15 protein-coding genes are annotated in these 12687 nt (G+C 71.7%); 8 read left to right on the forward strand and 7 right to left on the reverse strand.

Annotation, left to right across the window (positions count from 1 at the left end; all coding sequences use genetic code 11):
* Positions 1-80: 80 nt before the first annotated feature.
* Together ACZ6C6_RS04245 and ACZ6C6_RS04250 are read left to right on the forward strand one after the other, a co-directional pair.
* A complete protein-coding gene (locus tag ACZ6C6_RS04245; protein ID WP_469198861.1) occupies positions 81-356 on the forward strand; it encodes a type II toxin-antitoxin system Phd/YefM family antitoxin in 276 nt (91 codons plus the stop codon).
* A complete protein-coding gene (locus ACZ6C6_RS04250; RefSeq protein ID WP_365681545.1) occupies positions 353-610 on the forward strand; it encodes a Txe/YoeB family addiction module toxin in 258 nt (85 codons plus the stop codon). The genes ACZ6C6_RS04245 and ACZ6C6_RS04250 overlap by 4 nt, the downstream gene beginning before the upstream one ends.
* 13 nt (positions 611-623) lie before the next feature.
* On the opposite strand, the gene ACZ6C6_RS04255 is transcribed toward ACZ6C6_RS04250, so the two are convergent.
* Positions 624-1268: an NAD(P)-dependent oxidoreductase gene (locus ACZ6C6_RS04255; RefSeq protein WP_469198863.1), complete on the reverse strand. Its 645-nt coding sequence runs from the start codon at positions 1266-1268 to the stop codon at positions 624-626.
* A 127-nt stretch (positions 1269-1395) separates the two neighbouring features.
* Here ACZ6C6_RS04255 and ACZ6C6_RS04260 point away from each other — a divergent pair, with 127 nt between their 5' ends.
* Positions 1396-1752 carry a winged helix-turn-helix transcriptional regulator gene (locus tag ACZ6C6_RS04260; protein ID WP_469199329.1) on the forward strand — a complete coding sequence of 119 codons (357 nt, stop codon included), beginning with the start codon at positions 1396-1398 and terminating at the stop codon, positions 1750-1752.
* On the opposite strand, the gene ACZ6C6_RS04265 is transcribed toward ACZ6C6_RS04260, so the two are convergent.
* Entirely contained in the window at positions 1738-2049 is a 312-nt protein-coding gene (locus ACZ6C6_RS04265) for a hypothetical protein (RefSeq protein ID WP_469198865.1), read from the reverse strand. The two genes, ACZ6C6_RS04260 and ACZ6C6_RS04265, sit on opposite strands and share 15 nt — an antisense overlap.
* A 127-nt stretch (positions 2050-2176) precedes the next feature.
* Here ACZ6C6_RS04265 and ACZ6C6_RS04270 point away from each other — a divergent pair, with 127 nt between their 5' ends.
* Both ACZ6C6_RS04270 and ACZ6C6_RS04275 read left to right on the forward strand, forming a co-directional pair.
* The gene (locus tag ACZ6C6_RS04270; protein WP_469198867.1) at positions 2177-3016 is read left to right on the forward strand and encodes a helix-turn-helix domain-containing protein; all 840 of its coding nucleotides are present in this window, start codon (positions 2177-2179) and stop codon (positions 3014-3016) included.
* Entirely contained in the window at positions 2988-3212 is a 225-nt protein-coding gene (locus ACZ6C6_RS04275) for a DUF397 domain-containing protein (protein WP_469198869.1), read from the forward strand. The genes ACZ6C6_RS04270 and ACZ6C6_RS04275 overlap by 29 nt, the downstream gene beginning before the upstream one ends.
* A 51-nt stretch (positions 3213-3263) precedes the next feature.
* Here ACZ6C6_RS04275 and ACZ6C6_RS04280 read toward each other — a convergent pair whose 3' ends face one another.
* The 3 genes from ACZ6C6_RS04280 to ACZ6C6_RS04290 are packed head-to-tail and all read right to left on the reverse strand — an operon-like array spanning position 3264 to position 6422.
* Positions 3264-4091: a sugar phosphate isomerase/epimerase family protein gene (locus ACZ6C6_RS04280; RefSeq protein ID WP_469198871.1), complete on the reverse strand. Its 828-nt coding sequence runs from the start codon at positions 4089-4091 to the stop codon at positions 3264-3266.
* A complete protein-coding gene (locus tag ACZ6C6_RS04285) occupies positions 4088-5233 on the reverse strand; it encodes a dihydrodipicolinate synthase family protein (RefSeq protein ID WP_469198873.1) in 1146 nt (381 codons plus the stop codon). The genes ACZ6C6_RS04280 and ACZ6C6_RS04285 overlap by 4 nt, the downstream gene beginning before the upstream one ends.
* Before the next feature lie 37 nt (positions 5234-5270).
* Positions 5271-6422, reverse strand: a complete 1152-nt coding sequence (locus tag ACZ6C6_RS04290; RefSeq protein ID WP_469198875.1) for a Gfo/Idh/MocA family protein — start codon at positions 6420-6422, stop codon at positions 5271-5273.
* Between the two features lie 118 nt (positions 6423-6540).
* On the opposite strand from ACZ6C6_RS04290, the gene ACZ6C6_RS04295 reads away from it, so the two are divergent.
* The 3 genes from ACZ6C6_RS04295 to ACZ6C6_RS04305 all read left to right on the forward strand — a co-directional run bounded on the left by ACZ6C6_RS04295 (position 6541) and on the right by ACZ6C6_RS04305 (position 10498).
* Positions 6541-7605: a LacI family DNA-binding transcriptional regulator gene (locus ACZ6C6_RS04295; protein WP_469198877.1), complete on the forward strand. Its 1065-nt coding sequence runs from the start codon at positions 6541-6543 to the stop codon at positions 7603-7605.
* A 78-nt stretch (positions 7606-7683) separates the two neighbouring features.
* Entirely contained in the window at positions 7684-8472 is a 789-nt protein-coding gene (locus tag ACZ6C6_RS04300; protein WP_469198879.1) for a sugar phosphate isomerase/epimerase family protein, read from the forward strand.
* Positions 8473-8647: 175 nt separating this feature from the next.
* Positions 8648-10498 carry a glycoside hydrolase family 3 protein gene (locus ACZ6C6_RS04305; RefSeq protein ID WP_469198881.1) on the forward strand — a complete coding sequence of 617 codons (1851 nt, stop codon included), beginning with the start codon at positions 8648-8650 and terminating at the stop codon, positions 10496-10498.
* Between the two features lie 49 nt (positions 10499-10547).
* On the opposite strand, the gene ACZ6C6_RS04310 is transcribed toward ACZ6C6_RS04305, so the two are convergent.
* Together ACZ6C6_RS04310 and ACZ6C6_RS04315 are read right to left on the reverse strand one after the other, a co-directional pair.
* Positions 10548-12023: a S28 family serine protease gene (locus tag ACZ6C6_RS04310; RefSeq protein ID WP_469198883.1), complete on the reverse strand. Its 1476-nt coding sequence runs from the start codon at positions 12021-12023 to the stop codon at positions 10548-10550.
* Between the two features lie 131 nt (positions 12024-12154).
* Entirely contained in the window at positions 12155-12571 is a 417-nt protein-coding gene (locus ACZ6C6_RS04315) for a hypothetical protein (protein WP_469198885.1), read from the reverse strand.
* Between the last annotated feature and the right edge of the window lie 116 nt (positions 12572-12687).

Raw genomic sequence — 12687 nt, forward strand, 5'->3', positions numbered from 1 at the left:
ACAGCACGGCTCCCAGCGCGAGCGAGGCTCGACTGGTACCATAAGCAGTACCAGTCGGTCGCGGCAGAAGAGGTTCCGAGATGTCGATAACGGCAAGCGAAGCCCGAAAGCACCTTTTCCCGCTGATCGAGCAGGTCAACGAGGACCACTCCCCCGTGCACATCACCTCGCGCAAGGGCAACGCGGTCCTCATGTCCGAGCAGGACTTCACCTCCTGGCAGGAGACGATCTACCTGCTGCGCACCCCCGCCAACGCGCGTCGACTGCTCGACTCCATCGCGGAAGCCGAGGCGGGCGGGACCGAGTACCACGAACTGGCGGACGTGCCGGACGACGACGGCGAGGGTCGCGCGTGAAACTCGCGTTCACCACGCGTGGTTGGGACGACTACACCTTCTGGTCGGAGAGCGACCGGCGCATGACGCGTCGCATCAACAAACTGATCGCCGACACCATCCGAGACCCCTTCAATGGCATCGGCAAACCGGAGCCGCTGCGGGGCGACCTGAGCGGCTACTGGTCGCGGCGCATCGACGACGAGCACCGTCTCGTGTACAAGCCGACGGAGTCGGAGCTCATCGTCGTGCAGGCCCGGTACCACTACACCTGACTTCGCGGATCGGTCAGGAGGCCACAGCGGTCAGCGAACGGCTGTGCCTCGGGGTCTCGATCTCGTCGATCAGGGCGACCGCCAGGTCCGCGTACGAGAAAAAGTCGGCGTCGGGCAGCAGTTCGCTGCCGCCCGTCCGGTAGTGGCCGGTGCGGTCGGCCCGGTCGTCCAGGAAGACCGGCGGCGGGGCGAGCACCAGCCAGTCGATGGCGGTTTCGGCGGCGCGCAGTACGTCCAGTTCCGCCGCGTGGCCGAGCGAGAAGGTCCGGGCGTCCGCCGGGAATCCGGGGGTGTCGTGGAGCATGACGCCCGGCGCCGCCTCCAGCGTCGTACCGATCCCGACCAGCACCAGCCGGGTCACGCCCGCCCGCTCCAGCCCGGCCAGCAGCGCGTGCGCCGCACCCGCGAAGAACTCCGCCGACGGCATGTCCATCCGCGCCGCCGCACCGATCGCCGCGTCATGGCCCTGCGCCACCGCCGCCACGCTCTCCGCGTCGGTCACGTCCCCGGCGACCACGTCCACCCCGGGTCCGGCGAACCCTTGGTATGCGGCGGGGTCCCGCACCACGGCCGTGACCCGGTGCCCCCGCTCCACGGCCTCCGTGACCGCCCGCCGCCCCGCGCGTCCACCGGCTCCGAACACAACGATCTTGCTCATGGGTTGTCCCCCCGCCAGGACCCACGCCGTCCGTGGGCCGTCGCCGCGACGCTAGACCGGCACCCCATGGTTTCCGCAACGATAGTTACGTACGCTCGACAGCGTGAGCCAACCCCTGGACGCCGAGATGTTCACCGGCTGCGACCACACCGAATCGCCGTTCCGGCTGGGCGGCAAGTGGACCGCGAAGATCGTCCGGTGCCTGGAGGACGGCCCCCGGCGCTTCTCCGAACTGGCGGTCCCCCTGCGCGGCATCACCCCGAAGGTCCTCACCGAGACCCTCCGCTCCATGGAGCGGGACGGCCTGATCACCCGTACGGTCGGCGAGGGCATCCCGCCCCGCGTCGACTACGCGCTCTCCCCCCTCGGCCGCTCGCTGCTCGCCCCCATGGCGGCCTGCTGCGCCTGGGCCGCCGCGCATCTCCCGGAGGTGGAGGGCGCCCGCGAAGCGTACGAGCGGGTGGCCGGGTCAGCCCTCCGCTGACCGTGCCGCCGCCCCCGTCATGCGCGAGCCCCGGCTCTCCGCCACGCGCCGTACGTCCCGCAGGGACTCGGTCAGGCGGCTCGCCAGGAAGTGCAGTTCCGGGCCCGTCACCTTCTGGTCGGCCAGGAGGTCGGCCGCGTGGCCCAGGAGGTCGTCGGCCATGCCGAGCTGGACGCTCTCGATGTTGTCGGCCAGCCGCGAGACGTAGCCGTTGCCGTCCCCGAGGACGTAGCAGGGCTTGCCGCCCTGGCTCTCCCACGGCAGCAGCCTGATCGTCTGCGCCTCGTTTTCCTTCACGTCTGCCTGCTTCCTTCCGGGGGCCTGCGTTCTGTAGCGAACCCATCACAGAGTGGGGTCGCGCGTCGCTACGCTGCCAGGGGGTTGGGGATGACAGCGGGCACGTCAAGACGGGGAGTTGAGCCGCATGGGTACGAATCGGGTGCCGCGTTCACCACGGCAGAAGTACGGCGCGGAGCTGCGGCTGCAACGCGTCGCGGCGAACCTGACGCAGGAAGCGCTGAGCGAGATGGTGGTCTGCTCGCCGACGCTGATCAGTCACTACGAGGCGGGGCGGCGGCTGCCGAGCCCGGAGGACGCGGCGAGAATCGACCGGGCGTTGGACACGGGCGGGTTCTTCGTACGGTGGCTTGAGGACCTGGACTCGAAGTTCGTCCAGTACTTCGCGCACGTGGCCGAGTTGGAGCGGCAGGCCACCGAGGTGCGCCTGTACGGGTTGTCGCTCATCCCCGGGCTCCTCCAGACCGGCCCGTACGCCCGTGCCGTCTTCGAGGCGTACAGGACCAACTACCAGCCGGACGAGCTTGACACGTTCGTCGTCAACCGCCTGGAGCGCGGCCGGATGCTCGCGGAGTCGGCGCGTCCGGTGGTGTGGGCGCTTCTCGACGAAGCGGCCCTCCGACGGCGTGTGGGTGGCCCGCAGGTCATGGCGGAGCAATTGCGAAAGATCGCGGACATGGCGGCCTCCGGGCGACTGCGCCTGCATGTACTGCCTTTTGCCGTAGGGGCCCACGCGCTCATGGAGAGCGCGCTCTACATGCTCGACTTCGCGGACGGCCCTCCCCTCGCGTACGTAGAGGGACTTCAGACGGGAAATCTGATGGATGATCCGGCGTTGGTAGCCGCCTGCCAGGAGTCCTACACTCTCGCCCTGGGTGACGCGGCGCCCCAACGGGCTTCGATCGATCTCATCCGGGCCATCGCAGAGGAGCACGAAAATGCACAGCAGGAACCGCCCCTACGCTGACTCCAGGTCCCTGACCGGGTGGTTCAAGTCCAGCTACAGCGGGGGCAACAACGGTGACTGCCTCGAAGCCGCCCGCGGCTACGCCTCCGTCCCCGTCCGTGACAGCAAGGCCACTGACGGCCCCGCCGTCGTCTTCTCCGCCGACGGCTGGACCTCCTTCGTCACCGCGATCAAGGGTGGGCACCTCTCCGCCTGACGGCCCGCCCCGGGACCCGCACCGCACAGGCGGGCCCCGGGACGTCCGCGTTCAGCAGGCGTGTTCCGCGTAACGCGCCGCCACCTCCGCCAGCACCTCCGCGCCGTTCCTCGCCCACAGCGCCTCGTTGAAGATCTCCACTTCGACCGGGCCGTCGAAGCCCGTCGCCTCCACCGCCTCCCGGAAGAAGCGGAAGTCCACGCTGCCGTCGCCGAGTTGGCCCCGGCCCAGCAGGACGCCCGCCGGGAGCGGGGTGATCCAGTCCGCGAGCTGGAAGGAGTGGATGCGGCCGGACGCACCGGCCCGCGCGATCTGGGCGGGGGCCTGGTCGTCCCACCAGAGGTGGTACGTGTCCACGACGACGCCCACCTGGTCGGCGGGGAAGCGCTCGGCGAGGTCCAGCGCCTGGGAGAGCGTCGAGACCACGCAGCGGTCCGAGGCGAACATGGGGTGCAGGGGCTCGATGGCCAGGCGCACCCCGCGTTCGGCGGCGTACGGGGCCAGCTCGGCCAGGGCGTCCGCGATGCGTTCGCGGGCGCCGTACAGGTCCTTGCTGCCCTCCGGGAGACCGCCCGAGACGAGGACCAGGGTGTCCGTGCCCACGCCCGCCGCCTCGTCCAGCGCGGCGCGGTTGTCGTCCAGGGCGGCGCTGCGTGCGGCCGGGTCGACGGCGGTCAGGAAGCCGCCCCGGCACAGGCTGGTGACGGTCAGGCCCTGGTCGGACAGCAACCGGGCCGTCGCCTCGACCCCGTACGCCTGCACCGGGGCCCGCCAGAGGCCCACCTTGTCGATGCCCGCCTTCGCGCAGCCCTCGGCCAGCTCGGGGAGCGACCACTGCTTGATGGTCTCCTGGTTGATGGAAAGACGGCCGTCGCTCATCGGGTGCCCCCCTGCACGGTCAGCAGTGAACGCATCCTCGACTCCGCGAGCTCCGGGTCCGGGAACAGGCCGAGCCCGTCGGCGAGTTGGTACGCCTTCGCCAGGTGCGGCAGCGAGCGGGCCGACTGGAGGCCGCCCACCATCGTGAAGTGGTCCTGGTGGCCCGCCAGCCAGGCCAGGAAGACGACGCCCGTCTTGTAGAAGCGCGTCGGCGCCTGGAAGAGGTGCCGTGACAACTCGACCGTGGGGTCGAGCAGTTCGCGGAAGCCCTTCGTGTCACCGGTGTCCAGGACCCGTACCGCGTGCGCGGCCAGCGGGCCCAGCGGGTCGAAGATGCCGAGCAGCGCGTGGCTGAAGCCCCGGTCGTCGCCCGCGATCAGCTCCGGGTAGTTGAAGTCGTCGCCGGTGTAGCAGCGGACCCCGCTCGGCAGGCGGCGGCGCACGTCGATCTCGCGGTCCGCGTCGAGCAGCGACATCTTGATGCCGTCGACCTTGTCCGGGTGCTCCGCGATGACCTGGAGGAAGGTGTCGGTGGCCAGGTCGAGGTCGGCGGAGCCCCAGTAGCCTTCGAGCGCCGGGTCGAACATCGGACCCAGCCAGTGCAGGACGACCGGTTCGGTGGCCTGGCGCAGCAGATGGGCGTACGTGTCCAGGTAGTCCTGGGGGCCCTTCGCGGCGGCGGCGAGCGCGCGGGAGGCCATCAGGATCGCCTGGGCGCCGCTCTCCTCGACGACGGCGAGCTGTTCCTCGTACGCCGCGCGCACCTCGGCGAGCGTCGCCAGGCCCGGCGGCAGCTGGTCCGTGCCGACGCCGCAGGCGATGCGTCCGCCGACCGACTTCGCCTCGGCGGCCGAGCGGCGGATCAGCTCCTCGGCGCCCGCCCAGTCCAGGCCCATGCCGCGCTGCGCGGTGTCCATGGCCTCGGCCACGCCCAGGCCGTGCGACCAGAGGTGGCGGCGGAAGGCGAGCGTGGCGTCCCAGTCGACGGCGGCCGGGGAGTCCGGCGTGGTGTCGGCGTACGGGTCGGCGACGACATGCGCGGCGGAGAAGACCTTACGGGAGGCGAGCGGCGTCCCCGTCGGGGTGAGGTCGAGCGGGGTGGCCCGGGGTTCGTACGGGCCCTGCGGGAGATGGATGGTCACGGTGACGGCTCCTCGGGGCCGGAGGGGAGGCGGCGGGTCACAGGGACAGCTCCGGGACGTCCAGGCGGCGGCCCTCCGCGTGGGACTTCAGGCCCAGCTCGGCGAGCTGCACGCCGCGGGCGCCCGCCATGAGGTCCCAGGTGTAGGGCTCGTCCAGCACGATGTGGCGGAGGAACAGCTCCCACTGGGCCTTGAAGCCGTTGTCGAAGACCGCGTTGTCCGGGACCTCCTGCCACTGGTCGCGGAAGGACTCGGTGACCGGCAGGTCCGGGTTCCAGACCGGCTTCGGGGTGGCCGAACGGTGCTGGACGCGGCAGTTGCGCAGGCCCGCGACAGCGGAGCCGTGGGTGCCGTCCACCTGGAACTCGACCAGCTCGTCGCGGTTGACCCGGACCGCCCAGGAGGAGTTGATCTGGGCGACCGCGCCGCCCTCCAGCTGGAAGATGCCGTAGGCGGCGTCGTCGGCGGTCGCGGCGTAGGGCTTGCCGTGCTCGTCGCGCCGCTCCGGGATGTGCGTCTGGACGTGCGCCTGGACCGTGGTGACCCGGCCGAACAGCTCGTGGAGCACGTACTCCCAGTGCGGGAACATGTCCACGACGATGCCGCCGCCGTCCTCCGCGCGGTAGTTCCAGGACGGGCGCTGCGCCTCCTGCCAGTCGCCCTCGAAGACCCAGTAGCCGAACTCGCCGCGCACGGACAGGATCTCGCCGAAGAAGCCGCCGTCGATGAGGCGCTTCAGCTTCAGCAGGCCCGGCAGGAAGATCTTGTCCTGGACGACGCCGTGCTTGATGCCGGCCTCCTGGGCCAGCCGGGCCAGGTCGAGGGCGCCCTCGACGTCCGTGGCGGTGGGCTTCTCGGTGTAGATGTGCTTGCCCGCGGCGACGGCCTTCTTGATCGCCTCGACCCGGGCCTGGGTGACCTGGGCGTCGAAGTAGATGTCGACGGTGTCGTCCGCGAGGACCGCGTCCAGGTCGGTCGACCACTCGGTCAGACCGTGGCGGGCGGCCAGCTCCTCCAGGGCGTGGGCGCGGCGGCCGACCAGGACCGGTTCCGGCCACAGCACGTCGCCGTCGCCGAGGTCGAGGCCGCCCTGCTCGCGGATCGCGAGGATCGAGCGCACCAGGTGCTGCCGGTATCCCATGCGTCCCGTCACGCCGTTCATGGCGATGCGCACTGTCCTGCGTGTCACGAAAGTTCCCTCCGTACAGCCGTAGCAAGCGCTTTCTATGCGGGATGACGCTAGCCTGCCGACAGCGGCCCGGACAAGAGGGGGCCCGTCAATCGGTCACCGGCCACGGAGGAAAGCGATGACAGTCACCCTGGCGGACGTGGCGGCCCGCGCCCGGGTGTCCCCGGCCACCGTCTCCCGTGTGCTGAACGGCAATTACCCGGTGGCGGCGTCCACCCGGGAACGGGTGCTGCGCGCGGTGGACGACCTGGACTATGTGCTGAACGGGCAGGCCAGCGCCCTGGCGGCGGCCACGTCCGACCTGGTCGGCGTTCTCGTCAACGACATCGCCGACCCGTTCTTCGGGATCATGGCGGGCGCCGCGCAGACCGAGATCGGCGGACCCGGCGACGGGTCCGGCCGGGCGGGCGGCGAGAAACTGGCGGTCGTCTGCAACACCGGGGGCTCCCCCGCCCGCGAGCTGACCTACCTCACCCTGCTCCAGCGCCAGCGCGCCGCCGCCGTCGTCCTCACCGGGGGCGCCGTGGAGGACCCGGAGCACCAGACGGCGATGGCCGCGAAGCTGGCGAAGCTCGCGGAGGCGGGGACCCGGGTCGTGCTCTGCGGGCGGCCCCCGCTGCCGGACGGGGCGTCCGTGGTGGCCGCGCTGGCCTTCGACAACCAGGGCGGCGCCCGGCGCCTCACCGGCCATCTGCTCTCCCTGGGCCACCGCCGCATCGGCTATGTCGCGGGCCCGCTGGAACGGACCACCACCCGCCACCGCCTGGCCGGTCACCGCGAGGCGATGCGCGCCGCGGGGGCGGCCGGGGACGAGGACCGGCTGACCGTGCACGGCTCGTACGACCGGGGCTCCGGCTACGACGCCACGGTCGAACTCCTGCGCCGCGAACCGGGGATCACGGCGGTCGTCGCCGCGAACGACACCGTGGCGCTCGGCGCGGCGGCGGCGATCCGCGACCGGGGGCTGCGCATCCCGGAGGACATCTCGGTGGCCGGATTCGACGACCTGCCGTTCTCGGTGGACGTGGTCCCGGCCCTGACCACCGTGCGGCTGCCGCTCTTCGAGGCGGGGGCGCGGGCGGGCAGGCTGGCCATGGGCAAGGAGGACCCTCCGCCGGGCGGCATCGCGCTGATCCCGGCCGAGCTGATGGTGCGCGGCTCGACGGCGGCGCCCCGGGGATGAGCACCATGGGGCGGGGTACGTGTGGGGGCGCCCGCCTCTCGTAGGGTGCGGCGGCACGGAACGACGGAAGGAACGCACGTGAAGCTCGCTTTCTCCACCCTCGGGGTGCCGGGGCTGCCCATCGCCGATGTCGTCCGGCTGGCCGCCGACCACGGCTACCAGGGGGTCGAGCTGCGCGCCCACCCCGAGGAGCCGGTGCACCTGGGACTCGGACAGGCGGAACGGGCGGCCGTGCGCGCCGAGTCCGAGCGCGGCGGGGTCGCGATCCTGGGCGTGGCGGGGTACGCGAAGGTCGCCGCCGAGGGGTACGACCAGCCGGTCCTGGACGAGCTGGCCGCGCTGACCGAGCTGGCCCGGGACCTGGGGGCGCCGTACGTCCGGGTGTTCCCCGGGGGCGGCGACCAGGACCCGGAGGAGGCCGACGCGACCGCCGCGCGCAGGCTCGGGGCGGCCGCTCCGTACGCCGCCGACCTGGGCGTACGCCTGCTCCTGGAGACCCATGACTCGCACCGGGCGGGGGCCGACGTGGCCCGGGTGGCCGGGACGGTGGGGCACAAGAACATCGGTGCGCTGTGGGACGTCATGCACACCTGGCTGGCGGGCGAGGAGCCGGTGGCCAGCCATGCGGTGCTGGCCCCGCACCTCGGCTACGTACAGGTGAAGGACATCGCGTCGGCCGAGGACACGACCCCGTTGGCGCTGGGCGCGGGGGTGCTGCCGCTGCGGGCGTGCCTGGACACGCTGGACCCGGACGGCTGGGTCTGCTGGGAGTACGAGAAGCGCTGGTACCCGGAGGCGGCGGAGCTGCCGGGGCTGCTGGGCGCGGGGCGCGAGCACCTGCTGCGGCTGGGCGCGCCCAAGCAGTAAGCGGTACCGGGCGGGCGGTGGGGCGGACGGGCGCGGGTGGGCTGCGGCGGGCGAGGGCGTCCGGGACGCGCTCAAAACGGCCCGCACCCTTGACCGGAAGTTATTTTCTGGATATCCGTGCTCCTTGGAAGTTTCTTTCACCCCCTCGTCACCGAGAACGGCCGAAGGAGCTCACGTGCACCACCGCACCTCCAGACGCACCCTCCTCACCGCCACCGCCGCCACCGCCGTCGCGGCGGCAGCGGGCATGGCGACCGCCCCCGGGGCCCTCGCCTCCCAGGGCTCCGCGCACAGCAGCCACGACTCCGCCGCCACCACCCGGCGGCTGAAGCGGCTCATCTCCGGGATGAGCCTGGAGGAGAAGGTCGGCCAGCTCTTCGTCATGCGGGTCTACGGGCACTCCGCCACCGACCCCGACCAGGCCGACATCGACGCCAACCTCGCCGAGATCGGGGTGCGTACGGCCGCCGAGATGATCGCCAAGTACCACGTCGGCGGGATCATCTACTTCGCCTGGGCGCACAACACCCGCGACCCGCACCAGATCGCCGAGCTCTCCAACGGCATCCAGCGCGCGGGCCTCGCGGGCCCGTCACGCCTGCCGCTGCTGATCTCCACCGACCAGGAGCACGGCATCGTCTGCCGCGTCGGCGAGCCCGCCACGCTGATGCCGGGCGCGATGGCGCTGGGCGCGGGCGGTTCGCGCTCCGACGCCCGCAGGGCCGGGCAGATCGCGGGCGCCGAACTGGCGGCGATCGGCATCAACCAGAACTACGCGCCGGACGCCGACGTCAACGTGAACCCGGCCAACCCGGTCATCGGCGTCCGCTCCTTCGGCTCGGACCCGCAGTCCGTGGCCGGGATGGTCGCCGCGCAGGTGAAGGGGTATCAGAGCGCCGGGATCGCCTCCACGGCCAAGCACTTCCCGGGCCACGGCGACACCAGCACCGACAGCCACACGGGCCTGCCGGTCATCGGCCACACCCGGGAGCAGTGGGCGGAGCTGGACGCGCCCCCGTTCCGGGCGGCCATCGCGGCGGGCATCGACTCGATCATGACCGCGCACATCGTGGTGCCCGCGCTCGACCCGGCGGAGGACCCGGCGACCCTCTCGAAGCCGATCCTCACCGGCATCCTGCGCGAGGAACTGGGCTACGACGGGGTCGTGGTCACCGACTCCCTCGGTATGCAGGGCGTGCGGACGAAGTACGGGGACGAGCGGGTGCCGGTGCTCGCGCTCCAGGCCGGAGTGGACCAGCTGCTCAACCCGCCGAGCCTGGACGTCTCGTGGAACGCGCTGCTGGCGGCCGTCAAGAGCGGCGAGGTCAGCGAGGCCAGGCTGGACGAATCGATCCTGCGCATCCTGCGCCTGAAGACGAAGCTGGGGCTCTTCGACCAGCCGTTCGTCTCCGGGGCCGGGGTGGACCGCACGGTCGGCACCCCGGCGCATCTGGCCGCCGCCGACCGGATCGCCGAGCGCACGACGACCCTGCTGGCCAACGAGGGCCGGCTGCTGCCGCTGTCGCGCCGCTCGCACCGGAACCTGCTGGTGGTGGGCGCCGACCCGGCCTCCCCTTCGGGCACCACGGGCCCGCCGACGACGACGCTGGCCGGGGCGTTCAACGAGCTGGGCTTCACCGCGACCGCGCTGTCCACCGGGACCGCGCCGACCAAGGCGGCCATCGACGCGGCGGTGGCGGCGGCACAGGGCAAGGACGCGGTGGTCGTGGGGACGTACAACGTCTCGGCGACCAGCTCGCAGCGCACCCTGGTCACCGCGCTGGCCGCGACGGGCGTCCCGGTGATCACGATCGCCATCCGCAATCCGTACGACATCGCGCAGCTGGCGGGGACCGGGCACAGGGCACACCTGGCCGCGTACTCCTGGACCGATGTCGAACTGCGCGCGGCGGTCCGGGTGATCGCGGGCCGGGCCCGCCCGGAGGGGAAGCTCCCGGTCCCGGTGCAACGGGCGGACGACCCGTCGAAGGTGCTGTATCCGGTGGGGTACGGGCTGGAGTACTGACCGCTTCCCGTCCCGGCGGCCGTGTCACGGCCGCCGGGACGGGATCGCGTCACGGACGCCGGACGCCGAGACGGTGGTCGGTCGTCAGGTCCTTGTTGTCGAGCCGCGCGTCGAACTTCGCGAGCGGCTTCGCCTTGGACTCGTCCTGCTGGACGGCGGCCGGGGCGACGCCCGCCCAGCGCAGGATCGCGGCCGTGGCCGTGGCGTTCTCCGAGGGCACCAGACCGGCGACGTTCGAGCCGTGGTTCCCGCCGGGCACGGTGAACACGTAGCTGTCACGGGCACCCGCCCCGAGCCGGAAGCGCTCCGCGCCCCACGGGTCGTTCTCGCCGTAGACGTACAGCATGTGCGTGGCGTGGTGCTTCACCCAGGTGTCGACGTCGCGCATCACGGCCGGCTGGAACTTCATCGGGATGGAGCGCGGAACGAAGTTGCGCGGCGGCTGGTAGCCGTAGCGGCTCAGATTCCCCAGCCAGGGCTGCTCGATGTCGGGCGAACCGAGCTGGGTGCCCGCCTGGTAGTAGTACGGCGTGTAGTTGGCCAGGCCCTGGTCGGCGTAGGCGGAGAACCCGGAGATCGCGTCGACCGAGTCCCAGATCTCCTGGTCGGTCGCCTTCTCCGCGTCGGCCGGGAGGGAGTCGCAGTCGGCGAGCCGGCTGTACTGCCAGAACGCCCACACGTAGTCCATGACGACGGCCTCGTACGCCTTGTCCAGCGAGCCGACGGTCTCGAAGGTGTAGCCGTTGTCGGCCGCGTACCGCGCGTACTTCTCCTCCAGCGGTGCCCGGCGCACCAGGGCCTCGCGCTGGACGCCGCTCAGCTTGTCCCGGCACTCCTTGGTGCCGACGTTCGCGAAGAACCGGTCGTACGCCGAGTCCTCCTTGTTCACCACGTCGTTGGGGGCGACATAGGCGACGACGCCGTCCATGTCCTCGGGGTAGAAGCGCTCGTAGTACGTGGCGGTCATGCCGCCCTTGGAGCCGCCGGTGGTCAGCCAGTTCTTGGAGTAGATCCCCTTGAGCGCGGTGAAGACGCGGTGCTGGTCGCTGGCCGCCTGCCAGATGTCCAGCTTCGACCAGTCGGCGGGCGAGGGCCGCGACGGGGTGAAGTAGCGGTACTCCAGCGAGACCTGGTTGCCGTCGATGATCCGGGTGGGCTCGGAGCGGCTGGGGTTGGTGGAGACGTTGTAGCCGCCGGTGTAGAAGACCGTGGGGCGTGAGGTGTCCTTGTGCAGCAGGGTGATCCGCTGCTGGAACGTTCCCTTGGACGGGTGGCGGTGGTCGACGGGCTGGGTGTAGTTGAGGACGAAGTAGCGGTAGCCCGCGTAGGGCTTCTCCTCGATGAGACTCATTCCCGGGATGGCCAGGATGCGGTCCTTGATGTCCGTGCTCGTTCCGCTGTCGTTCACGGCGGTACCGAGCGGGGCCGGTACGGCGGCGGTGGCCGCCCCGGCCGAGGCACCCGTCGCACTCACCGTGCCGATGAGCACCGCGAGCGACAGGATTCCTCTGAGCGCCTTGCGCATGACGCGTCCTCCCCTGAGACGTCTCCGGATTCCGTGGGACGCCTCTTGGTCCACAGCTGACGCGGTGAACCTAGCGGGGCAACACGCGTACCACCAGACCTCCTTGCCCGGGGTCCGGAGCTGTCACCCGGTCAGCACAGGATCCAGCCCGTGCGGGCGCCCTTGCCGTCGACCGTGCCGGAGACCCGCACGCAGCGGTTCAGGGCGTGGACGGTCACCGGGCCCGCCAGCCGCGTGAAGCGGCCGCTGTCCGTGACGGGGAGGCCGCCGCGCGGCTGGATCGTCACGGCCATGGGGCGGCGCTTGCCGGGCCGGGCGGCGACGGCGGTGACGCAGGCGTAGGCGCGTGACTTGTAGACGCGGAGCTCGCCCGTCGCGAACTTGACCGTCTTCCTGGGGCGGCCCGCGCAGACCGAGGCGGCGTCCGCGCTCCCCGCGACCGCCCCGCCGGTCACCAGTGCGAAGGCGGTGGCCAGGGCGAGGACCGTGGCATGGCGGCGGAACCCTCGCCGCGCGCCCCGGACGTGCCCTTCGGTCCCTCTGGTCACAGCAGCCCCATCGCTTCCTCGAACATCCGCGCCTCTACCCGACACCTGGGCGCATATGCCTGTACCTGCGTACGACGCGGGAGGCCATCCGGAGGTTGCATCCGGCGGGCCCGGCG

It is taken from the genome of Streptomyces sp. NPDC041814 (genome assembly GCF_055590565.1).

What these genes read in the sequence shown, in the direction of transcription:
- ACZ6C6_RS04245 (WP_469198861.1), top strand. Translation starts at nt 81, where the DNA reads ATGTCGATAACGGCAAGCGAAGCCCGAAAGCACCTTTTCCCGCTGATC.
- ACZ6C6_RS04255 (WP_469198863.1), bottom strand. Translation starts at nt 1,268, where the DNA reads ATGAGCAAGATCGTTGTGTTCGGAGCCGGTGGACGCGCGGGGCGGCGG.
- ACZ6C6_RS04260 (WP_469199329.1), top strand. Translation starts at nt 1,396, where the DNA reads ATGTTCACCGGCTGCGACCACACCGAATCGCCGTTCCGGCTGGGCGGC.
- ACZ6C6_RS04270 (WP_469198867.1), top strand. Translation starts at nt 2,177, where the DNA reads ATGGGTACGAATCGGGTGCCGCGTTCACCACGGCAGAAGTACGGCGCG.
- ACZ6C6_RS04275 (WP_469198869.1), top strand. Translation starts at nt 2,988, where the DNA reads ATGCACAGCAGGAACCGCCCCTACGCTGACTCCAGGTCCCTGACCGGG.
- ACZ6C6_RS04280 (WP_469198871.1), bottom strand. Translation starts at nt 4,091, where the DNA reads ATGAGCGACGGCCGTCTTTCCATCAACCAGGAGACCATCAAGCAGTGG.
- ACZ6C6_RS04295 (WP_469198877.1), top strand. Translation starts at nt 6,541, where the DNA reads ATGACAGTCACCCTGGCGGACGTGGCGGCCCGCGCCCGGGTGTCCCCG.
- ACZ6C6_RS04310 (WP_469198883.1), bottom strand. Translation starts at nt 12,023, where the DNA reads ATGCGCAAGGCGCTCAGAGGAATCCTGTCGCTCGCGGTGCTCATCGGC.